We start from the raw sequence: 21,481 nt of genomic DNA on the forward strand, positions 1-21,481 counted from the left end.
CCTCACTCCCCGAGGAAGAACTTCAGATACCGCTGGTCGATGTCGGCCATGCCCAGCAGCACGAAGAAGTCGGCGACGCCGAACGCCTCGTCGTAGGCGGGCCTGCCGCACACCTTCGCCCCGAGCCGCAGGTAGCCCTTGAGCAGCGGCGGCAGCGCACAGCGCTCGGGCGCGGCGACGGAGTCGACGTTCCACGGCCGCAGCGGCACGACCCGGCGGCCTTCATCGGAGTAGTGCTTGGCGCTCACGGTCTTCCACACGCCCGCGGCCAGCTCGCCGCCGTCGGCCAGCGGCACCGACGCGCACCCGGCCAGCCACTGGTGCCCGGAGAGCAGCATGTAGCGCGCGATGCCCGCCCACACGAGGCTGACGACCGCGCCGCTGCGGTGGTCGGGGTGCACGCACGAGCGCCCGGTCTCCACCAGTTTCCCGCGCATTCCGATCAGCGCGGAGAGGTCGAATTCGGTTTCCGAGTAGAGCCCGCTGGAATGCGCGCGCTCCGGCGGGAGCATCCGGTAGGTGCCGACGATCGCACCGGTCTCGTCGTGGCGCACGACGAGGTGGTCGCAGTGCTCGTCGAAGCGGTCGACGTCGAGGCCGGGGACCGGCGAGTCCAGGCTCGCCCCCATCTCACCGGCGAAGACGTCGTACCGCAGCCGCTGGGCGGCGGCGATCTCCTGGGCGTCGCCCGCCACCAGCAGCGTGTAGCGCTGGGCGTCCTTCCCCGTCTCCGGGGTGCTCAGCAGGACCTGGGATGTGGTCATGGGAATGGGTATACGCACCCGGCGGCGACGGTCTCGCCCCCATTCCCCTGACGTTTCGGTTGCCCTTCCGTGAATGGCGGGTTCGCGACGCGGCGAAGGGCGGCCCGGGAATCCCGGACCGCCCTTCGCCTGGTGCTTGCTCAGCCCTTGCGCTTGCCGACCTCGTCGGTCAGCTGCGGGGCGATGGCGAACAGGTCGCCGACGACGCCGAAGTCGGCGATCTCGAAGATCGGCGCCTCGGCGTCCTTGTTGATGGCGACGATCGTCTTCGACGTCTGCATGCCCGCGCGGTGCTGGATCGCCCCGGAGATGCCGAGGGCGACGTAGAGCTGCGGGGACACCGTCTTGCCGGTCTGGCCGACCTGGAACTGGGCCGGGTAGTAGCCGGAGTCCACCGCGGCGCGGGAGGCGCCGACGGCCGCGCCGAGCGCGTCGGCCAGCTTCTCCACGACCTCGAACTTCTCGGCCGAGCCGACACCGCGGCCGCCGGAGACGACCACCGACGCCTCGGTCAGCTCGGGGCGGTCGCCGCCGATGATCGGCTCGGTGCCGGTCACCTTGGTCGCCTTCGCGGCGTCCACCGCGGGGACCTCGACAGCCTCCTCGGCGGCAGCGCCGTCGGCGGCGACGGCCTCCACGCCGCCGGGGCGGACGGTGACGATCGGGGTGCCCTGGGTGGCCTTGGACTTCACGGTGAACGCGCCGCCGAAGATGCCCTGCACGGCGACGACGTCGTCACCGGACTTCTCCACGCCGACGGCCTCGATCAGCAGGCCGGAGTCGGTGCGCACGGCCAGCCTGCCGGCGATCTCCTTGCCTTCCGCCGTAGCGGGGATCAGCACCGCGGCCGGGGACTTGGAGGCGACGAGCGCGGCGAGCACGTCGACCTTCGGCGTCACCAGGTAGGTGTCGACGTCGTCGGACTCGGCCACGTACACCTTGGCCGCGCCGTAGCCTGCCAGCGCGTCCTTCACCTTGCCCGCGGTGCCGGGCGCGGCCACCACGACCGCGGCGGCCTCGCCGAGTTCGCGGGCCGCGGTCAGCAGCTCGAAGGTGACCTTCTTGACCTCGCCGTCCACCTGGTCGACGAGGACGAGGACCTCAGACATGTCTCGTTCTCCTTTGTGGACTGGCTCAGATGAGCTTCTGGGAGATCAGGTACTCGGCGACCTTGGCGCCGCCGTCGCCGGAGTCCTCGACCCGGGTGCCCGCGCTGCGCGGGGGCTTCGGGGCGGCCTCCAGGACGCTCGTGCTGGCCGAGGCCAGGCCGACCGCGCCGGTGTCGATACCGAGGTCGGCGACCGTCAGGGTCTCGACCGGCTTCTTCTTGGCGGCCATGATGCCCTTGAAGGACGGGTAGCGCGGCTCGTTGATCTTCTCGCCGACGCTGATGACGGCGGGCAGCGACGCCTCCAGGTGCGCCAGGCCCGCGTCGGTCTCGCGGGTCACCTTGACCGTGGAGCCGTCGATCTCGACCTTGCGCGCGTGGGTGAGCTGCGGGTAGCCGAGCACCTCGGCCAGCATCGCCGGGATGGCGCCGCCGCGGCCGTCGGTGGCCTCGTTGCCCGCGATGACCAGGTCGACACCCTCGACGCGGCCAATCGCCGCGGCCAGGACCTTGGTCGTCTGGAGCAGGCAGGCGCCGTGCAGGGCCGCGTCGGAGACGTGGATGGCCTTGTCCGCGCCCATGGACAGCGCCTTGCGGATCGCCTCGGTGGCCCGGTCGGGGCCGACGCTGAGCACGGTGACCTCGCCGCCCTGGGCCTCCTTGATCACCAGCGCCTCCTCGACGGCGCGCTCGTTGATCTCGTCGAGCACCGCGTCGGCGGAGTCGCGGTCGAGCGTGTGGTCGCTCTCGGAGAGCTTGCGCTCCGAGTAGGTGTCTGGCACCTGCTTGACCAGGACAACGATGTTTGGCATGGGTCTTGTTCGACCTCCCGGGTACGAGCGACCGACCGTAGCGGCGCGACGTGCCGATTGTTACTAGTGAGTAGCCCCGGGGCAACCCGAGACACCGGTGATGGTACTCACGAAATCGGCAAACTACCGGGACGATCGTCCCAATAACCCTGGGCCGGAAACGACGTGAAGGCCATCCCGGGGCAGGGGATGGCCTTCACGCAGGCGCACGACCGCGGGCGCGTGCGGGGTGCGCGGGGACGGGCTTCGGAGCGGGCGCGACTACGCCGTCGCGGGCAGCCACTTGGCCCGGCCCGGGGTGGTGGGCACCCAGCAGCCCACCGCGCCGTGGGCGCGGCGGGGCCGGTCGGCCACCCCGGGGGTGTGATCCTCCGGCAGCGCGAGCAGCGCGCTCAGCACGGCGGACGCGGTTCCGGAACGCTCCCAGAGCAGGGTGGCAGGGCGGGTGATGTCTGCCGTCTCGCCGGGCATTCTCGACGCGACGACGTCGTCCTCGGCGCGCAGCCGGACCACATCGATCACGTCGTGGTGCACGCGGATGCCGACGACGGCGGTCAGTTCGCCGTTGGCGTCGCGGGGGTGCAGGAACTCGAAGCCGCGCCCCACCAGCGCGCGCAGTTGCGACTCCGTGTCGGATTTCACCGCGCGAAGCTCCTGACCACATCGGCGACCGAGCCGGGGAAGACCAGGGCGGGCCCGGACGGGCACTTGGAGTCGCGGATGGCGGTGGCCTCGGCCAGGGGGGCCAGTTCGACGCAGTTGCCGACCGCGCCGCTGCGGCTGCTCTTGCGCCAATCGGCGCCGGTCAGAGACTCAGCGGGAACACCGTTGCGGATCACGAAGACCACCCTCCAGCACTCACAGTGGGTGCAGATGCACGTGCATTTGCGTGAGAATGACGTTAACACGTGCACCCGTACGGGCAAATGCACGTGCATCCGCACAAGACCAAGTTGACCCAATCGCAGTAGCGGCACAGCAATTGTCCCCCGACGATGCGCGGAGAGTGACTGTCAGAGTTCGGCGCGTCGCTTCGACAGGAGCTGGCGCGTGCCCGCGGGCGTCTCGGCGTCGACCGACAGCCGGTCGATCACGCGGCTGTACTTCTCGATCTCATCGCGCTTGTCCAGGTAGAGCGCGCCGGTGAGGTGCTCGATGTAGACGAGGTCGGGCAGCTCGGACTCGGCGAAGCGCAGCATGGTGAACGCGCCCTCGGCCGCGTAGCCGCTCAGCCCGTACGGCACGACCTGCAGCGTGATGTTGGGCAGGCGGGTGATCTCCAGCAGGTACTCGATCTGGCCGCGCAGCACCCGCGTGCCGCCGATCGGCCGGTGCAGCACCGACTCGTCCACGACCGCCCACAGCTTCGGCGCGTCCGTGCGGTGCAGGACCTTCTGCCGGTCCATGCGCAGCTTGACGCGGCGCTCGATGTCCGGCGTGCGCACGTCCGGCCTGCCGTGGCTGACGATGGCGCGGATGTACTCCTCGGTCTGCATCAGGCCGGGGACGAACTGCAACTCATAGGTCTGGATGCGGGACGCGGACTCCTCCAGGCCGACGAAGTCGGTCAGCCAGCTCGGGATGACCTCGCCGTAGCGGTGCCACCACCCCGGGTTGTTGGACTCCTTGACCATCGTGAGGAACTCTTCGAGCATCGCCGGGTCGGTGACGCCGTACATGGCGAGCAGGTCGGCGATGTCGCGCTCCTTGAAGCCGACCCGGCCCAGCTCCATGCGGCTGATCTTCGACTCCGAGCCGCGGATGCGGTACCCGGCCTGGGCGCGGGAGATCTCGGCCGCCTCCCGCAGCCTGCGCAGCTGCGAGCCGAGCACGATCCGGCGGGCAGTGGGCTTGCCCTCCGCGCGTCGCTCCACCACGGTGCCCTCTCCTCGCCCGTCCTCCGCAGGTGGGAGGATACCCCCCGACTGCACATCGTCCATGATCGACGACGCTCTGTGAGGAACTTCCGATGACCGCCGAACGCAACGTGCCGGTGTACATAGACACGAGCAAGGCGAGCATCGCACGGGTGTACGACGCGTTCCTCGGGGGCAAGGACAACTACGAGATCGACCGCGAGGTCTTCCACCGGGTGCTGCAGGTCGCCCCCGAGGCCGCGACCCTGGCCGTCGACAACCGCCAGTTCCTGATCAGGGCCAGCCGCTACGTCGCCGCGCAGACGCCTGTCCGCCAGTTCATCGACTGCGGCTCGGGCCTGCCGACCGCGGAGAACACCCACCAGATCGTGCAACGCCTGGAACCGGACTCGACCGTCGTCTACGTCGACAACGACCCGGTCGTGCTGGCCCACGGACGCGCGCTGCTGGAGGAGAACGAGCGCACCCACTTCATCGCCGAGGACATCTTCGAGCCAGAGCAACTGCTGGCCAACGAGGTCATCCAGACCCACATCGACTTCACCGAGCCGGTCGCCGTCTTCCACATGGGCACCATCCACCACTACAACGGCGAACGCCCGATCCCCGACATCACCCGCGCCTACCTGGACCCCCTGCCCACCGGCTCGCTCCTGGCCATCAGCCACTTCTTCGACCCCGAGGACAGCGGCGACCTCTCGGAGCTGGCCCGCCGCATGGAGGACGTCTTCGTGCACAGCCCGATGGGCTCCGGCCACTTCCGCACCCGCCCGGAGATCGAGTCCATGTTCGGCGACCTGGAGATGGTCCACCCCGGCGTCACGACCTGCGCCCAGTGGTGGCCCGACGCCCCCCTGCTCAAGGACCTGCCCACGGTCTCCCAGTGCATCGCGGGCGGCATCGGCGTCAAGCGCTAGCCACCGAACCCGCGGGCGACACGCCCCGCGTGCCTACTGACGGGTAGCCGCGCGCCCCCATGGGCTACCGTGCCCGGGTGCCGACGGACACGACCCCGCTCCCGCTGACCGGTGAACGCACGGTCCCCGGAATCCTGCACGAGAACTACTGGTTCCGCCGCCATGAGATCGCCTATCTCCACCTCGCCGAGCACTGCGCCGACGCCGTCGTGCTGGAAGCGGGCTGCGGCGAAGGCTACGGCGCCGACCTCCTGGCCGGGGTAGCCCGCCACGTCATCGCCCTCGACTACGACGCCCTCACCGCCGCGCACGTCGCCAAGGCGTACCCGAAGGTCACCGCCGTCCGGGGCAACCTCGCCGCCCTCCCGCTGCCCGACGGAGCCGTCGACGTCGTCGCCAACCTCCAGGTGATCGAGCACCTCTGGGACCAGGAGGGCTTCCTCGCCGAGTGCCGCCGAGTGCTGCGCCCCGGCGGTCTCCTGCTGCTCACCACCCCCAACCGCATCACCTTCTCCCCCGGCCGCGACACTCCGCTCAACCCCTTCCACACCCGCGAGCTGTCCGGCGCCGAGCTGGCCGGGCTGCTCACCGACGCAGGCTTCACCGTCGACTTCCTCGGCGGCGTGCACCACGGGCCGCGGCTGGCCGAGTTGGACGCCCGCTTCGGCGGATCGATCATCGATGCCCAGATCGAGGTGGCGGTGGCGAACCGGGAGTGGCCCGCCGAGCTGACCGAGGCCGTCGCCTCGGTCGTCGCGGCCGACTTCACCGTCTCCCCCGACGACGCTGACGACATCGACGCCTCGCTCGACCTCCTCGCGATCGCGCGCGCATGAGAGAGCCGGTCGGCGGGTTCGCGCTCGTCCTGCACAGCCACCTGCCCTGGCTGCCGCACCACGGCACCTGGCCGGTCGGCGAGGAATGGCTCTACCAGGCGTGGGCGCACTCCTACCTGCCCGTGGTCGACATGCTGCGCCGCTTCGCCGACGAGGGCCGCTCCGACGTGCTCACCCTCGGCGTGACCCCGGTGCTGGCCGCCCAGCTGGACGACCCGTACGCGCTGCGCGCCATGCACGACTGGCTGGGCAACTGGCACCTGCGCGCCCAGTACGCCGCGGTCAACTGGCGCTCGGCCGACCACCGCCTGCGCGACCTCGCCGCCGCCGAGCACCGGGCCTCGGCCGCCGCGCTGGCCGACTTCGAGACCCGCTGGCGGCACGGCTTCTCCCCCATCCTGCGCGGCCTGGTGGACTCCCGGGTGGTCGAGCTGATCGGCGGACCGGCCACGCACCCCTTCCAGCCGCTGCTGGACCCGCGCGTGCGCGGCTTCGCGCTGCGCGCCGGGCTCGCCGACACCCGGCTGCGGGTCGGGTCGGTGCCCGCGGGGATCTGGGCGCCGGAGTGCGGGTACGCGCCGGGGATGGAGCGCGAGTACGCCGCCCACGGCGTGCGGCGGTTCCTCGTGGACGGTCCGGCCCTGCACGGCGACACCGCCTTCGCCCGCCCCGTCGGGGATTCCGGTGTCGTGTGCTTCGGCCGGGACCTGGAGGTCACCTACCGCGTGTGGTCGCCGAAGGCCGGCTATCCCGGTGACGCCGCCTACCGCGACTTCCACACCTACGACCACCCGTCGGGCCTCAAGCCGTCGCGGGTCACCGGCCGCGCGGTCGCCCCGCACGAGAAGAAGCCCTACGAGCCCGCGCTGGCGGCGGCGGCCGTCGAGCGGCACGCGGCGGACTTCGTCGAGACGGTCGTGCGCAGGCTCACCGACCTGCGCGCCCGGCACGGCAGGCCCGCGCTGGTGGTCTCCGCCTACGACACCGAGCTGTACGGGCACTGGTGGCACGAGGGTCCGGCGTGGCTGGAGGCGGTGCTGCGCGCGCTGCCCGGCGCGGGCGTCGAGGTGACCACCCTCGGCTCGGCGCTGGAGCGCTACACCGGCGACCCGGTCGAGCTGCCCGCCTCCTCGTGGGGCTCGGGCAAGGACTGGCGGGTGTGGGACGGCGCCCAGGTCGCCGACCTGGTCGACGCGGGCGCGGCCCTGCAGGCCGACCTGCTCGACCTGGCCGCGCCCACGCCCACCCGCGACCCCGTGCGCGACCAGGCGGCCCGCGAGGCGCTGCTGGCGCTGTCCAGCGACTGGGCGTTCATGGTCACCAAGGACTCCGCCGCCGACTACGCCCGCCGCCGCGCCAAGGTGCACGGCGAGCGCTACGCCGAGCTGGCCTCGCTGCTGCGGGCGGGCGCGCGCGAGCGGGCCGCCGCCCGCGCCGCCGAGCTGCGCGCCGAGGACGGCCTGTTCGGCGCGCTCGACGCCCGCGACCTGCTTACCGATCGGTAGGGTGCCCGGATGCGCGTGCTGATGCTGTCGTGGGAATACCCGCCGGTCGTCGTCGGCGGGCTGGGCAGGCACGTGCACGCGGTCGCCACGCACCTCGCCGCCGCGGGCCACGAGGTCGTGGTGCTGTGCAGGCACGAGGCGGGCACCGACGCGGCCACCCACCCCACCGAGGACGTCCTCCGCGAGGGCGTGCGGGTGATCAGGGTGGCCGAGGACCCGACGCACCTGGTGTTCGAGAAGGACCTCGTCGCCTGGACGCTGGCCATGGGCCACGCCATGATCCGGGCCGGGCTGCGGCTGCTGGGGGGCTGGCGGCCCGACGTCGTGCACGCCCACGACTGGCTGGTCACCCACGCGGCGATCACGCTGGCCGAGCAGGCGGGCGCGCCGCTGGTGGCCACCCTGCACGCCACCGAGGCGGGCAGGCACTCCGGCTGGCTGTCGCAGCCGCTCAACCAGCAGGTGCACTCCGCGGAGTGGTGGCTGGCCAACCGCGCCGACGCGCTGATCACCTGCTCGTCGGCGATGCGCGCCGAGGCCGCGCACCTGTTCGATGTGGACGCCGCCGGGATCGAGGTCATCCACAACGGCATCGAGCCGCGCGGCTGGCGGGTCCCGCCCGCCGCGGTGCGCGCGGCGAAGGCCCGCCACGGCGCTCCGCTGCTGCTGTTCTTCGGCAGGCTGGAGTGGGAGAAGGGCGGCCACGACCTGCTGGCCGCGCTGCCCCGCGTCCGGCGCACCCACCCGGGGACGCGGCTGGTGGTGGCGGGCCGGGGCTCGCAGGTGCACAACCTGGTGGAGCTGGCGCGCAAGCTGCGCGTGCGCCGCGCGGTCGACTTCGTCGGCCACCTCTCCGACGACGCGCTCTCGGCGCTGCTGAACGCCGCCGACGCCGTCGTGCTGCCCAGCCGCTACGAGCCGTTCGGCATCGTCGCGCTGGAGGCCGCGGCGGCGGGAGCACCTCTGGTGGCCTCGACCGCGGGCGGACTCGGCGAGGTCGTGGTCGACGGCGTGACCGGCCTGTCCTTCGCCCCCGGCGATGTCGACGGCCTGGCAGCCGCCGTGCGCGCGGTGCTCGATGATCCGGCGGCGGCGCGCAAGCGGGCGAAGGCGGCGAAGGCCCGCCTGGGGGTGGACTTCGACTGGGGCCTGATCGCGCGGCAGACCGTGGAGGTCTACGAGCGGGCGAGCGTGGGCGAGCACCTGCCGCTGGGTCGGCCGAAGATCGCCTCGGGGAACGCGTTCGTCTCATGAACGTGCTGGTGCTGGGCGGAACCGGCTTCATCGGCCGGGAGATCGTCACCGACCTGCTGGGCCACGGCGCGCGGGTCACGCTGTTCAACCGGGGGACCTCGGCGCTGTTCCCCGGGCTGCCGCGGCTCATCGGCGACCGGGAGAGCGGCGAGTACCCGTCGATGGGCGGGCCGTGGGACGCGGTGGTCGACGTCAGCGGCTACGTGCCCCGGCACGTGGCGCAGTCGATGGCGGCCGTGGGTGAGGTCGGGCGGTACCTGTTCATCTCCAGCCACGTCGTCTACGCCCCGACCGGCCCGGGGGCCGATGAGGACTCCCCGCGCCGGGAACCGGTGCGCGACACCGAGTTCCTGACCGATGACACCTATGGACCGTGCAAAGTGGCCTGTGAGGACGACATCACCGCCCGCTACGGCGACCGCGCCACGATCGTGCGCCCGAGCAAGGTCGCGGGCCCGCACGACCCGCAGCACGGCCTGGTCGACTGGCTGCGCGCGGTGGCCGAGGGTGGCCGCGTCGAGGTGTCCGCCGACCCGGCCCAGCCCGTCCAGCTGGTCGACTCCCGCGACCTGGCCCGCCTGGTCACCCGCCTGCTGTCCGACGATTGCGGCGGCGCGTTCAACGCCTGCGGCCCCACAACGCCTCTGGGCGAGCTGATCCGGCTGTGCGCGTCGGCGGCGGGCACGGACATCGACCTGGTTCGCGTCCCGGACGCCCCAGGCCCGCTGCTCAAGACCGACTGGGCGACCCAGCACCGCAGCTCGGCGCGGGCGCACGCGGCGGGCATGCCCGTCACCCCGGTCGAACGCACGGTCGCCGATGTGCAGGCGTGGTTGAGCACATGCGCCTGAACGACATCCGAGCCGCCTACGACCTCGTCGCCGAGGACTACCTGGCGATCCTGCGCCACGAACTGGTGGCCAAGCCGTTCGACCGCATCGCCCTGTCGGCCTTCGCCGAGGTGGTCTCGGGCCCGGTGGTCGAGGTCGGCTGCGGCCCCGGCCGCATCACCGCCCACCTGCACTCCCTGGGCGTGGACGCGCGCGGGGAGGACCTGTCCCCCGCCATGGTCGCCGTCGCCCGCCGCGCTTACCCCGACCTGCGCTTCGACGTCGGCGCGATGACCGCCCTGGACGTCGCCGACGGCTCCCTGGGCGGCGTCGTCTCCTGGTACTCCATCGTCCACACCCCACTGGCCGAGCTGCCCGCCGTCTTCACCGAGTTCGCCCGCGCCCTCACCCCCGGCGGCCACGCCCTGATCGCCTTCAAGACGGGCGACGCGGTCCACCACCTCACCCGCGCCTACGGCCACGACCTCTCCCTGGACGTCCACTGGCACCCCGTCGACGCCGTGGCCACCGCCATGACCACCGCGGGCCTCACCGAACTAGCCCGCCTGACCCGGCCCGCCGACGAGCAGGAGAAGGGCCCGCAGGCATGGCTGATCGGCAGGCGCTGACCGACGAGGACTGGACCGGCGGCTTCCACGAACTCGCCTTGATCTGGCCCGACCACGACGACGCCCGCCTGACCCGCGCCACCGCCGCGCTGTGGTCGGCGACCGGGTTCACCGGAGACCGGCCCGCGGGCGCGGACTTCCACGTGCGCGGCACCGCGCCGCTGCCGAGCGGTCCGATCTTCTCCGGCGTCTACCAGACGCGCCTGGACGACAGCGACCGCTTGGTCTTCTACATCCCGCTCACCGCCCTGGAGCGCTCAGGCGCGGCGGTGGACCCGTGGCTGGCCGACATCGGCGCGCAGGTGCACGAGGTCGCGCCGATCCGCGTCGGGCTGATCGGCTGGGAGGTCGACGACGTCGTGCCCGCGCCGCTGGCGGTCGCGGCGGCGCCCGAGGAGCGGCCGGTCGGCTTCCTGCTGCCCGACAGATCCCGCGTCGGCCTGCGGTACTACCCCGCTACCGAGTAGAGCCCAGGCATCTCCCGCAGCGCCCGCGCGGCACGGCCTGGTCGACTGGCTGCGCGCGGTGGCGGCGGGCATGCCGGTTACACCGATCGGTCAGACCGTCGGCGACGCATGGAACTGGTTGAGCAAGTCCTAGCGGAGCCAGTCCACGAGCCTGCGAACCGTGTCGGCGGGGACGGCGAGGGTGGCCGCCGGTGACTTGCTGTCCCGGATGGCGGCCAAGTCCTGCCGCACCTCAACGCAATTCCCGTTGCTGGTGGACCGGGACGTCTTACGCCACTCCATGTCAGAACCTCTCAAGGACTCGCGCGATGACCTGCCTGCTTTCAGCGGCGGAAAGAGCCGCCTTGGCCATCTTCTCACGAATCGCTTGGTAGGGGGCTACCTCGTCGTCGTATAGGAACAGGCCGCTGCGCACCAGATCGATGGACACGACCGGCGACGCGCGAGGGAATTCCAGCAGCATCCACGAGTGCGCGAGTGCGGCGTCAACGATACGGACCACCCGTATGCCCAGTCCGCGGTCGTACCCCTCATACAAATGCCGTAGTTGGGACTTGAACGCGTCATGCCCGCCGAACGGCAGGTGGAGCACGTGTTCGTGGAGGAAAGCCGTGTAATCAACCCTGGTCAGCACTTCCTGCCGCAGCTCCCGCGCCTTCCAGCGGACATCGATGTCCGCCTGGCTGAAGCCGTCCGTCCGCATGAAGCCAGCGGCGTACTCCCGGGTATGGAGAAGGCCGGGTATCAGGGTCACGGACCAGTCGGTGATGGCCCGCGCGTCCGCTTCGTAACTCGCGAGGGTGCCCAGGTCGGGAAGGATTCCGGCGATCTCGCGCGACCACCAGCCCGCCTGGCAGCCGATCTTGGCGTTGTCGATCATCTGCTCGCGCAGCGGGCGCGGCACCCGGTAGAGCATCAGCAGCGCCGCCACGTCCTCGCTCGGGATGTGCCGCTTGCCGTTCTCCGTCCGGCTGAGTGTCGGACCCGACCAGCCGATCTCCCGCGCCGCCTGATCGGCGGTCAGCTCCGTGTACTCCAGCCGGATCGCGCGCAGCTGCGCGCCGATGGCCCGGTCCCGGCCCTGTGGTGGTCTGCGATCGCCGCCCATCCCCCGAGCCTGCCGTAACCGTCCGACTACCGTGCGCGTTTTCGGCTACGGAAAAGGCCACTACCCGGTGGAGCCCAGCTTCTCCCGCAGCGCGCGCTCGGCCTTGCGCCCCATGTCCGCGACCGCCTCGCGGCGGGCGGTGTCGGCTTCGTAGGCCTCGCGGCGGTCGCGGACGACGCGGGCCGGGATGCCCGCGGCGACGGCGTAGTCGGGGATCTCGCCGCGGATGACGGCATGCGCGCCGAGGACGCAGCCGCGGCCGACGCGGGTGCCCTTGGTGACCGTCACCTTCGTGCAGATCCAGGTGTCCGGCCCGATGCGGACCGGGGACTTGACGATGCCCTGGTCCTTGATCGGCCGGTGGATGTCGTCGGTGACGTGGTCGAAGTCGCAGATGTACACCCAGTCGGCGATCAGCGCGGCCTCGCCGAACTCGATGTCGAGGTAGCAGTTGACGACGTTCTGCCTGCCGAACACGGTCTTGTCGCCGATGCGCAGGGAGCCCTCGTGGCAGCGGATGGCGTTGCCGTCGCCGATGTGCACCCAGCGGCCGATCTCCAGGCGGCCGAACCCGGGCCGGGCGTGGATCTCGACGTCCTTGCCGAGGAACACCATGCCGCGCAGCACGATGTGCGGGTTGGCGAGGCGGAACTTGAGCAGCCGCCAGTACCGCACGAGGTACCACGGCGTGTAGGCGCGGTTGCGGATCACCCAGCGCAGCGAGTCCATGGTGAGGAACCGGGCCTGCGCCGGGTCCCTGCGCTGGCGCAGCCGGGAGGTGAGCGGCGAACCCCACATGGACGTCATGCCAAGACGTTAACTCAGCGGCCGGCAGGGTGAGGACATGCCCCGACTGCTCATCGACACCGACCCGGGCGTCGACGACGCCTTCGCGCTGGCCCTGGCCGCCCGCGCCCCCGAGGTCGACCTGGCCGCCGTGACCACGGTGTTCGGCAACGTCGGCCTCCCCGCGACCACGGCGAACGCGCTCGGCCTGCTCGCCGCGTGCGAACGCCCCGACGTGCCGGTCGCGGCGGGCGCGGCCCGCGCGCTGGTGTTCCCGGCCGTGCGGGAGGCGGGCCACGTCCACGGCGAGGACGGCCTGTCCGGCCAGTCGGCGCGCCTGCCCCGCCACCCCGGCCTCACCCCGGGCGGCGCTGTCCCGCTGCTCGCCCGCGTCCTCGCCGAATCACCCGAACCGGTGACGATCGCCCCCATCGGCCCGCTGACCAACATCGCCCTGCTGCTGGCGGCCTACCCCGACCTGAAGCCCAAGATCGCCCGCCTGGTGGTCATGGGCGGCGGCCTGACCGGCGGCAACTCCACCCCTGCCGCCGAGTTCAACCTCTGGGCCGACCCCGAGGCCGCCTACCGCGTCCTGGTCGAGGAGGACGTCCCGACCCTGCTGGTCCCCATCGACCTCACCTACCGCTGCGCCGTCGACGGCCCCTGGCTGGACGCCCTGCGCGACTCCGGCCCGCTCGGCGCGCTGCTGGAGTCCTTCACCCCGTCCTACCGCGCCCACTACACCTCGCTGCTCGGCCGCGACTGCACGATCCTGCACGACGCCGTGGCCGTCGCCGAGGCGATCCTGCCCGGCACCCTGCGCACCGAGCGCCTGCCGATCACCGTGCAGACCACCGGCCCCGGCCGCGGAGCCGTCATCGCCGACCGCCGCCTCGGCGTCCCCCCGTCCCCCGGCTACCGCGAGATCGACGTCGCCGTCGACACCGACCTCGACGCCCTGCGCGCCCTGGTCCTGGACCGGCTGCGCTGACCCGGAACTGTCCGGGGACTGTAAAGATCCACTGGGCGGTCTTGATCACGGGGCACGCGCGCTGCTGCACTCGACGCACCTGATCGGGAGAGGAGCCGTCGATGACGTGGTCGCGGATGGGCGCGGTCGGTGCCGCTGTGGTGGCGGTTGCGGGGCTCGCGTCGGGGGCGGTGGCGGCGCAGGCGCCCCCGCTGTCGACGCCCGGCGACGTGTCGCGGATCGAGCTGGTGTCGAGCAGCACGGTGGACGGCTGGCGCTACGACTTCTACCGCAACCGCGCCTACCCGTGCAGCATCACCGGCTACCAGACGTTCACCATCGCCACCAGGTCGTCCATGCCGCCGACCGCGGACGCTCTGCTGTGGACGTTCCTGCACGGCGGCGGCACCGGCTACTTCCGCCCGGACGGGACGCCGACCAGCACCGCGCACATGACCGAGGAGAGCGCCGCCCAGCAGCGGGATTCGCTGCGCGTCAACGCCCTCAACGCCCGCGTCTCGGCCATGGGCGGCGTGCGGATGATGGCGGTGTCGATGTGCAACCGCGACATCTACGGCGGGTTCGGCCTCGCCGACCCCAACAACCCCAACACCACCCCCGACGGCGGGCCCCGCCACACCAACGGCCTGCTCGCCACCAAGGCCGCCGTCCAGTTCGCCACCACCGCCCACCCCTCCAGCGACCACGTCCTCTACGGCGCCAGCGCGGGCTCCTTCGGCACCTTCCACGTCGGCTTCGGCCTCCAGCAGCAGGGCCTCGCCCCGGCGGGCGTCGTCGCCGACTCCGGGGTGATGAACACCGCGTGGGAGGACGCCACCGGCGACTCCCCGATCTGCGGCCACACCGAGGAGTGGGCCGACATCTACCCGCGCAGGCTGCACCCGGCCCTGACCACCGGCGCCAACGACCCCGACCAGAGCATCGCCGCCGGCCGCTTCCGCGTGCCGGTGCTGGACGTCTGGAGCATCGGCGACCCCGGCCAGTGCGGCACCACCCCGATGGCCTGCCCGCTGCGCGACGGCACCCGCCCCACCCTCGGCTCGGTGGACTGCCTGCACGAGCCGCTCACCCGCGTCCTGGCGGGCGACCCGCGCTCGGACAGCATGCGGCTGTGCGTCACCAGTCCCGGCTCGGAGCGCCACTGCGGCGTGCACACCCCGACCACCGACGAAGGCGCGGTCAACACGCTGGCGGGCGAGCCCGCGGACTTCAACGGCAAGATCCTCACCTGGGTGCGCGCCCGGGTGCTGGACGACTAGGTCCGCTCCGCCCGGCAGATGATCGCCGTCGGGGTGCGGCCGATGCGGGTCAGCACCACCGACGCCTCCTGCGAGCCGCGCGGCTTGAGCCGGGGCCGCAGGGCGTTCGGGTCGACGTCGAGGCCGCGCACCAGGATCTCCACCCGGCCGACGTCCAGGCGGGCCAGGGCGGCCCGCAGCGTCTTCTCCGCGTACTTGCCGTGTTCCAGGACCCGGAAGGCGCGCACGCCCGGCGGCGGGGTCGGGCCGGTCAGGTAGGCGATGTGCTCGTCCACTTGGGACAGACCGTGCCGGGCGGCGTAGTGGCGGACCAGCCCGGCGCGGACCACCGCGCCGTCCGGGTCCACGATCCACTCCCCGACCGGGGTGACCGGGCAGGTGTCGTCGTCGGCGTCGGTGATCGTCCACGGGGCCGCGTCCGACCTGAGCACGGTGGCGCGGCGGGCGGCGGTGGCCAGCGAGCCCGTCCACAGGCAGGCCTCGCGCACCGATCCGTCGAGGGAGACCAGTTCCAGCTCGCCCGCCCACGGCACGTCGGCCGGGTCGACGCCGGGCGCGCACTTCACCGCCAGGTCGCGGCCGGAGTAGGCGGCGGCGAGGTCGTCCAGCGGCGGGGCGAAGTCGGCCGGGCGCCAGCGGCGGCGGCCCGCGGAGTCGCGGCGGGCGGGGTCGGCCAGGACCACGGTGTCGCGGGACACCGGGCGCAGGGCATCCGCGCGCAGGAACGTCACTCCCGCGACGTTCCCACGGGCCATCGCCAGCCGGACGGCGTCCACATCGGACCCCACCGCGATCTCGGCGACCTCGGCGGCGGCGGCCAGGTCCACGCCCACCGAGCAGGTCACGTCGTGCACGGCGCGCCCGGTGAGGCGCTGCGCCCTGGCGACGGCGACCGGCCACGGCGTCGCCTGCTGCAGGGCGTCGGCGGTGAACAGCCAGCCGCCGGGGTCGGGCAGCTTGGCGGCGGCCTTGCGGCGCAGCAGCACCGTCTCGACCACGGCCGCCGCGCGCTCCCCCGCCACCCGGCGCGCGGCGCTCACGTCGGCCAGGTGGGTGGCGGGGGTCAGCGGCAGCAGGTCGACCTCGGCCGCCGCGGCTGCTCCGGCGGGCGAGCGCAGGAACGCCACGTCGGCCGCGGTGAACGGGTAGCCCAACTCAGCCCGGCTTACGGCCCGTCACGAGGACGTTGTAGAACACCTCGCGGGGCAGGACCTTGGCGAACACGCGCTCGTCCAGCCACGTCAGGCGCTGCCAGGTGCGGTAGGCGAACATCGCCCAGCCGAAGCCCAGCTTCTCCCTGGGCACCGCGGCCTCGAAGGTGCGCACCGGCCAGCCGAACAGGGCGGCGGCGAACTCCTCGGTCGTGGCGCGCACGTCGACCAGGCCCGCCGAGCGGCAGACGTCCTCCAGGTCGGAGGGGTCGAAGGTGTGCAGGTCGACCACGGCCTCCAGCGCCGCGGCGCGCGAGGACTCGTCCAGCTCCTCCTGCGGCTTGCGCCAGGCCTGCAGCGGGCCGAACTTGGTGGCGTTGGTGGCCAGCCACCAGGTCGCGCGGCCCAGGCCGCGGGCGTACTTGTCGCCGACCTTGGTGGGCTCGCCCGCGAAGACGAAGCGACCGCCCGGCTTGAGCACCCGGCGCACCTCGCGCATCGCGGCGGGCACGTCCGGGATGTGGTGCAGCACGGCGTGCCCGACGACCAGGTCGAAGGACTCGTCCTCGTACGGGATGCCCTCGGCGTCGGCGACCCGGCCGTCCACGTCCAGGCCGAGCGCGCGGCCGTTGCGCAGGGCGACCTCGACCATGCCCGGCGACAGGTCGGTCACGTGGCCCTTCTTGATCACCCCGCCCTGCATGAGGTTCAGCAGGAAGAAGCCGGTGCCGCTGCCCAGCTCCATGGCGTTCTCGTACGGGCCGACGTCGCCCGCGGCGGCCTTGAAGCGGCCGGTGGCGTAGGTGATGCAGCGCTCGTCGTAGGAGATCGACCACTTCTCGTCGTAGGTGCCCGCCTCCCAGTCGTGGTAGAGGACGTTGGCGAGTTTGGGGTCGGCGTAGGCGGCCTGGACCTCTTCGGCGGTGGCGTGCGGGTTGGGCGTCGGGTCAGCGGCCACGGAACTCCGCCTTCCCCGGGCCGTTCTCGATGAACGACTGCATGCCGATCGCCTGGTCCTCGGTCGCCCACAGCGCGGCGAACAGGTGCGACTCCAGCTTGAGGCCGCCCGCGAGGTCCTGGTCGAGGCCGCCGTCGATGGCGGCCTTCGCCGCGGCGAGGGCGAAGGCGGGGGCGTTGACGAACTGGGCGGCCCAGGCGCGCGCGGTCTCGTAGACGTCGTCGGGGGCGACGACCTGGTCGACCATGCCGATGGCGAGGGCTTCCTCGGCCTTGACGAAGCGGCCGGTGTAGATGAGGTCCTTGGCCTTGGCCGGGCCGACGAGGCGGGTCAGGCGCTGGGTGCCGCCCGCGCCGGGGATGATGCCGAGCAGGATCTCCGGCTGGCCGACCTTGACGTTGTCGCCGGCGATCCGGCGGTCGCAGCACAGCGCCAGCTCGTAGCCGCCGCCGAGCGCGTAGCCGGTGATGGCGGCGACCGTCGGCTTGGGCAGCTCGGCCAGCACGCTCAGCGACCCGGACAGCTCCGGCCCGTAGGCGGCGATGTCCGGGTAGGACATCCGGGCGAACTCCTTGACGTCAGCCCCCGCGGCGAACACCTTCGGCCCGCCGTAGACGATCACCGCCTTGACGTCGGCGCGCTCGCGGGCCTCGACGGCGGCGGCGCGCAGCTCGGCCTGCAACTGGCGGTCGATCACGTTCATCGGCGGCCGGTCGAGCCGGATCGTGCCGATGCCGTCGGCCACTTCCAGCCGCACGAACTCACTCTCTGCCACGGCGGTGTCCCTTTCCCTGTACGTTGCCCAGCAGGCTACCTGCCAGTAGCTCAGGCCCGCCTGCGGGCGAAGAACCGGTCGTCGGCCCGGGTCAGCGCCAACTGCTGCCCGAACGCGGAGGACAGGTTGTCGCTGGTCAGCACATCATCGATGAGGCCCTGGGCGACGACGCCGCCCTGGGCCATGAGCATGAGGTGGGTGTAGCCGGGCGGGATCTCCTCGACGTGGTGGGTCACCAGGATCGAGGTCGGCGCGTCGGCGTCGGCGGCCAGGTCGGTGAGCCGGGCGACGAGGTCCTCCCGCCCACCGAGGTCCAGGCCCGCGGCGGGCTCGTCGAGGAGCAGCAGCTCGGGATCGGTCATCAGCGCACGCGAGATGAGCGTCCGCTTGCGCTCCCCCTCCGACAGCGTCCCGAACGTCCGCTCCGCGAGGTGCCCGATCCCCAGCGCCTTGAGCAGGTCCTCCGCCCGCCCGGTGTCGAGCTGGTCGTACTGCTCCCGCCACCGCCCGAGCACCGCGTAGCCGGCACTGACGACGACGTCGAGCACCTTCTCGTCAACCGGAATCCGATTCCCCAACGCCGCCGTGCAGAACCCGAGCCGCGTCCGCAGCTCGAACACGTCCACCTTCCCCAACCGCTCCCCAAGAACATCGACGGTCCCCGTGGTCGGATGCATCTCCGCCCCCGCCAACCGCAACAAGGTGGTCTTCCCCGCCCCATTGGGCCCGAGCACCACCCACCGCTCATCCACCTCAACCCGCCAGTCCACCCCAGCCACCAGCTGGGTCTCCCCCCGACGGACACCAACGCCCGCCATGTGCACAACAAGATCGTCAAGCTCAGTCTGCGCGCTCACCCCCCCATTCTTTCCTGTCGCCACCACACGACCACACCCGGCACACCACCCACCCCCACCGGGCCGATGCTCCACCGAGGGGCGGATTCCATCGTTCAACAATCCACCAAAGGTCCGATCCATCAATTCGGTTGTTGAACAATCTTCCCTTCGGCCACGCGCCACTCCCCACACCCGCCCTGGCCACACAGCGCCCGCTCGGGCCTTGCCCCCGGCCTCGCCGCCTCACCGCCGCCCTGCCCTGCCCTGCCCTGCCCTGCCCTGCCCTGCCCTGCCCTGCCCTGCCCTGCCCTGCCCTGCCCTGCCCTGCCCTGCCCTGCCCTGCCCTGCCCTGCCCTGCCCTGATCATCCAATCGTCCAACAATCCGATCGTTCAACGATCCACCATGCCGACTTCCGGGGAATCGATCACGTCGCCCACTTCCGCAAGGATGGGCACGTGGCTTACTCGGACTCGCGCCTGCTGCCCGGACACCCCTTCCCCCTGGGCGCACACCCCGAAGCCGGCGGTGTGCGCTTCGCCGTCGCCTCGGGGGTCGCTGATGCCGTCGAGGTGTGCCTCGTCGGGGAGGACGACGACGGCCGTCCCGTCGAGCAGCGCGTCGAGCTGACCGAGCGGACGTTCGGCATCTGGCACGGCGTCGTCCCCGGCATCACGCCCGGCCAGCGCTACGGCTTCCGCGTGCACGGCCCCTGGGACCCGTCCCGCGGCCTGCGGTGCAACCCGCAGAAGCTCTTGGTCGACCCCTACGCCCGCCGCATCGCGGGCACCGTCACCGACCTCGGCGCCACCCGCAGCCACCGCGGCGACCCCATGACCGGCGCCCCCTCCCGGATCGACTCCCTCGGCTCGGTCCCCCTCTCCGTCGTCACCTCGCTCGGCGGCTCGGACACCGGCCTGCACCCGGACGTGCCGTTCGAGGAGTCGGTGATCTGCGAGCTGCACGTGCGCGGCTTCACCCGCCTGCACCCCGACGTCCCCAAGAACCTCCGCGGCACCTACCTCGGCCTGGCCCATCCCGCCGTCATCGAGCACCTCCAGCGCCTGGGCGTCACCGCCGTCGAACTGCTGCCCGTCCACTCCTTCGCCGACGAGCCGATGCTGCTGCGCTCGGGCAGGCACAACTACTGGGGCTACTCCACCCTCGGCTACCTCGCCCCCCACGGCGGATACGCCAGCCGACCCGGCCACGAGGTGGAGGAGTTCCGCACGATGGTCGCCGCCCTGCACGCGGCGGGCATCGAGGTGATCCTCGACGTCGTCTACAACCACACCTGCGAGGGCGGCGTCGGCGGCCCGACCCTGTCCTTCCGCGGCCTCGACGCCCCCGCCTACTACCTGCTCGACGACCAGGGCCGCGACATCGACCTCACCGGCTGCGGCAACACCCTCGACCCCGGCTCCCCGACCGTCGTGCGCCTGGTCCTGGACTCGCTGCGCTACTTCGCGGGCGAATTCGGCGTCGACGGCTTCCGCTTCGACCTGGCCTCGGCGCTGGGCCGTCCCGGCGGCGGCCGCTTCGACACGCACTCGGCGCTGCTGACCGCCATCGCCACCGACCCGCTGCTCTCCCGCCGCAAGCTGATCTCCGAGCCGTGGGACGCGACCGGCGAGGGCTACCGCGTCGGCGGGTTCGGTGTGCAGTGGACGGAATGGAACGGCCGCTTCCGCGACGGCGTCCGCGACTTCTGGCGCGGCTCGACGGGCGTGCGGGACCTGGCCTACCGGCTGTCGGGCTCCTCGGACCTGTACGCGATCAGCGGGCGCAGGCCGTGGGCGTCGGTCAACCTCATCACCGCCCACGACGGCTTCACCCTGCGTGACCTGGTCTCCTACGACAACAAGCACAACCACGAGAACGGCGAGCACAACAACGACGGCACCAACGACAACCGCTCCTGGAACTGCGGCGCCGAGGGCGAGACCCAGGACCCGGCGGTCCTGGCCCTGCGCGACCGCCAGGCCAGGAACCTGCTCGCCACGCTCCTGCTCTCCACCGGCACCCCGATGCTGGTGGCGGGCGATGAGCGCTGGCGCACCCAGCACGGCAACAACAACCCCTACTGCCTGGACAACCAGACGTCCTGGGTGGACTGGAGCCACAGCGACCGCTCGGAGTCGATGCTGGCCTTCACCCGCCGCCTGACCGCCCTGCGCGCCGCCTCCCCCGCCCTGCGCCAACCCGAGTTCTTCGACGGCCGCCCCACCCGCTCCGGCGAACCCGACCTGGTCTGGTTCCGCCCCGACGGCACCCCCATGACCGACGAGGACTGGTTCGACGACTCCCGCCGCACCCTGGGCATGTGGATCGACGGTTCGGAGTGCCTCTCCCGCAACCGCGACGGCGAGCTGGTCGCCGACGACTCCTGGCTCCTACTCCTCCACTCCGGCCCCGACCCGGCGACCTTCACCCTCCCCACCGCCGCCTACGGCCGCTGCTTCGTCCCTGAACTCGACAGCACGACCCCCACCGGCCTCCCCCGCCTCGCCGACGCCTTCGCCCCCGAGACCGTCCTCAAACTCGGCGGCCACACCTTGCACCTGCTCCGCGCCCCCCGCGCGGACTGACCCCAGGTGTCCGGCCCCGGCGGGGCGT

Annotated in this window: 23 protein-coding genes; 10 read left to right on the plus strand and 13 right to left on the minus strand. The window is 72.2% G+C overall.

Going from position 1 to position 21,481, the window contains the following annotated elements:
• Positions 1 to 2: 2 nt before the first annotated feature.
• From ACFPM7_RS04095 to ACFPM7_RS04120, 6 genes are all read right to left on the minus strand, one after another.
• Positions 3 to 764: a GNAT family N-acetyltransferase gene (locus ACFPM7_RS04095; RefSeq protein WP_378243961.1), complete on the minus strand. Its 762-nt coding sequence runs from the start codon at positions 762 to 764 to the stop codon at positions 3 to 5.
• Between the two features lie 140 nt (positions 765 to 904).
• A complete protein-coding gene (locus ACFPM7_RS04100; protein ID WP_378243963.1) occupies positions 905 to 1,873 on the minus strand; it encodes an electron transfer flavoprotein subunit alpha/FixB family protein in 969 nt (322 codons plus the stop codon).
• Between the two features lie 25 nt (positions 1,874 to 1,898).
• Entirely contained in the window at positions 1,899 to 2,684 is a 786-nt protein-coding gene (locus ACFPM7_RS04105) for an electron transfer flavoprotein subunit beta/FixA family protein (RefSeq protein ID WP_378243965.1), read from the minus strand.
• A 261-nt stretch (positions 2,685 to 2,945) separates the two neighbouring features.
• On the minus strand, positions 2,946 to 3,326 hold the full coding sequence (locus ACFPM7_RS04110; RefSeq protein WP_378243967.1) for a hypothetical protein: 381 nt from the start codon (positions 3,324 to 3,326) through the stop codon (positions 2,946 to 2,948).
• Positions 3,323 to 3,523 (minus strand): DUF397 domain-containing protein, encoded by a 201-nt coding sequence (locus ACFPM7_RS04115; RefSeq protein ID WP_378243969.1) that lies wholly within the window; start codon positions 3,521 to 3,523, stop codon positions 3,323 to 3,325. Before ACFPM7_RS04115 ends, ACFPM7_RS04110 begins: the two co-directional genes overlap by 4 nt.
• Before the next feature lie 174 nt (positions 3,524 to 3,697).
• Positions 3,698 to 4,561, minus strand: coding sequence for a helix-turn-helix domain-containing protein (locus tag ACFPM7_RS04120; protein ID WP_378243971.1), 864 nt, complete (start codon positions 4,559 to 4,561; stop codon positions 3,698 to 3,700).
• A 92-nt stretch (positions 4,562 to 4,653) separates the two neighbouring features.
• Here ACFPM7_RS04120 and ACFPM7_RS04125 point away from each other — a divergent pair, with 92 nt between their 5' ends.
• Genes ACFPM7_RS04125 through ACFPM7_RS04155 form a run of 7 tightly spaced genes read left to right on the plus strand, consistent with a single transcriptional unit; the run spans position 4,654 to position 10,999 of the window.
• Complete coding sequence (locus ACFPM7_RS04125) at positions 4,654 to 5,478, plus strand: SAM-dependent methyltransferase (RefSeq protein WP_378243973.1); 825 nt, start codon at positions 4,654 to 4,656, stop codon at positions 5,476 to 5,478.
• A gap of 59 nt (positions 5,479 to 5,537) precedes the next feature.
• A complete protein-coding gene (locus ACFPM7_RS04130; protein WP_378243975.1) occupies positions 5,538 to 6,314 on the plus strand; it encodes a methyltransferase domain-containing protein in 777 nt (258 codons plus the stop codon).
• A complete protein-coding gene (locus tag ACFPM7_RS04135) occupies positions 6,311 to 7,819 on the plus strand; it encodes a 1,4-alpha-glucan branching protein domain-containing protein (RefSeq protein ID WP_378243977.1) in 1,509 nt (502 codons plus the stop codon). Before ACFPM7_RS04130 ends, ACFPM7_RS04135 begins: the two co-directional genes overlap by 4 nt.
• A 9-nt stretch (positions 7,820 to 7,828) precedes the next feature.
• Positions 7,829 to 9,073: a glycosyltransferase family 4 protein gene (locus tag ACFPM7_RS04140; RefSeq protein WP_378243979.1), complete on the plus strand. Its 1,245-nt coding sequence runs from the start codon at positions 7,829 to 7,831 to the stop codon at positions 9,071 to 9,073.
• A complete protein-coding gene (locus tag ACFPM7_RS04145; RefSeq protein WP_378243981.1) occupies positions 9,070 to 9,924 on the plus strand; it encodes an NAD-dependent epimerase/dehydratase family protein in 855 nt (284 codons plus the stop codon). The genes ACFPM7_RS04140 and ACFPM7_RS04145 overlap by 4 nt, the downstream gene beginning before the upstream one ends.
• Positions 9,915 to 10,532 (plus strand): class I SAM-dependent DNA methyltransferase, encoded by a 618-nt coding sequence (locus tag ACFPM7_RS04150; protein WP_378243983.1) that lies wholly within the window; start codon positions 9,915 to 9,917, stop codon positions 10,530 to 10,532. The genes ACFPM7_RS04145 and ACFPM7_RS04150 overlap by 10 nt, the downstream gene beginning before the upstream one ends.
• Positions 10,511 to 10,999: a hypothetical protein gene (locus ACFPM7_RS04155; protein ID WP_378243985.1), complete on the plus strand. Its 489-nt coding sequence runs from the start codon at positions 10,511 to 10,513 to the stop codon at positions 10,997 to 10,999. The genes ACFPM7_RS04150 and ACFPM7_RS04155 overlap by 22 nt, the downstream gene beginning before the upstream one ends.
• A 129-nt stretch (positions 11,000 to 11,128) precedes the next feature.
• On the opposite strand, the gene ACFPM7_RS04160 is transcribed toward ACFPM7_RS04155, so the two are convergent.
• Genes ACFPM7_RS04160 through ACFPM7_RS04170 form a run of 3 tightly spaced genes read right to left on the minus strand, consistent with a single transcriptional unit; the run spans position 11,129 to position 12,914 of the window.
• Entirely contained in the window at positions 11,129 to 11,281 is a 153-nt protein-coding gene (locus ACFPM7_RS04160; RefSeq protein WP_378243987.1) for a DUF397 domain-containing protein, read from the minus strand.
• Position 11,282: 1 nt separating this feature from the next.
• The gene (locus ACFPM7_RS04165) at positions 11,283 to 12,107 is read right to left on the minus strand and encodes a helix-turn-helix domain-containing protein (protein ID WP_378243989.1); all 825 of its coding nucleotides are present in this window, start codon (positions 12,105 to 12,107) and stop codon (positions 11,283 to 11,285) included.
• Positions 12,108 to 12,167: 60 nt separating this feature from the next.
• Entirely contained in the window at positions 12,168 to 12,914 is a 747-nt protein-coding gene (locus tag ACFPM7_RS04170) for an acyltransferase (RefSeq protein WP_378243991.1), read from the minus strand.
• A 37-nt stretch (positions 12,915 to 12,951) separates the two neighbouring features.
• Here ACFPM7_RS04170 and ACFPM7_RS04175 point away from each other — a divergent pair, with 37 nt between their 5' ends.
• Both ACFPM7_RS04175 and ACFPM7_RS04180 read left to right on the plus strand, forming a co-directional pair.
• Complete coding sequence (locus ACFPM7_RS04175; RefSeq protein WP_378243993.1) at positions 12,952 to 13,884, plus strand: nucleoside hydrolase; 933 nt, start codon at positions 12,952 to 12,954, stop codon at positions 13,882 to 13,884.
• 101 nt (positions 13,885 to 13,985) lie between these two features.
• Entirely contained in the window at positions 13,986 to 15,143 is a 1,158-nt protein-coding gene (locus ACFPM7_RS04180) for a hypothetical protein (protein ID WP_378243995.1), read from the plus strand.
• Here the strand turns inward: ACFPM7_RS04180 and ACFPM7_RS04185 are convergent.
• From ACFPM7_RS04185 to ACFPM7_RS04200, 4 genes are read right to left on the minus strand one after another with little or no spacing between them, the layout of a single operon-like run.
• Positions 15,140 to 16,297 carry a THUMP-like domain-containing protein gene (locus tag ACFPM7_RS04185; RefSeq protein ID WP_378243997.1) on the minus strand — a complete coding sequence of 386 codons (1,158 nt, stop codon included), beginning with the start codon at positions 16,295 to 16,297 and terminating at the stop codon, positions 15,140 to 15,142. The two genes, ACFPM7_RS04180 and ACFPM7_RS04185, sit on opposite strands and share 4 nt — an antisense overlap.
• A gap of 1 nt (position 16,298) precedes the next feature.
• A complete protein-coding gene (locus tag ACFPM7_RS04190; protein ID WP_378243999.1) occupies positions 16,299 to 17,252 on the minus strand; it encodes a class I SAM-dependent methyltransferase in 954 nt (317 codons plus the stop codon).
• Complete coding sequence (locus ACFPM7_RS04195; RefSeq protein ID WP_378244001.1) at positions 17,242 to 18,027, minus strand: enoyl-CoA hydratase/isomerase family protein; 786 nt, start codon at positions 18,025 to 18,027, stop codon at positions 17,242 to 17,244. The genes ACFPM7_RS04190 and ACFPM7_RS04195 overlap by 11 nt, the downstream gene beginning before the upstream one ends.
• Before the next feature lie 50 nt (positions 18,028 to 18,077).
• On the minus strand, positions 18,078 to 18,845 hold the full coding sequence (locus ACFPM7_RS04200; protein WP_378244997.1) for an ABC transporter ATP-binding protein: 768 nt from the start codon (positions 18,843 to 18,845) through the stop codon (positions 18,078 to 18,080).
• Between the two features lie 478 nt (positions 18,846 to 19,323).
• Between ACFPM7_RS04200 and glgX the strand changes: the two genes are divergently transcribed.
• Positions 19,324 to 21,453 (plus strand): glycogen debranching protein GlgX, encoded by a 2,130-nt coding sequence (gene glgX, locus ACFPM7_RS04205; RefSeq protein ID WP_378244003.1) that lies wholly within the window; start codon positions 19,324 to 19,326, stop codon positions 21,451 to 21,453.
• Positions 21,454 to 21,481: the final 28 nt, after the last annotated feature.

This window comes from Actinokineospora guangxiensis (assembly GCF_042657845.1).
GTDB classification, from domain to species: domain Bacteria; phylum Actinomycetota; class Actinomycetes; order Mycobacteriales; family Pseudonocardiaceae; genus Actinokineospora; species Actinokineospora guangxiensis.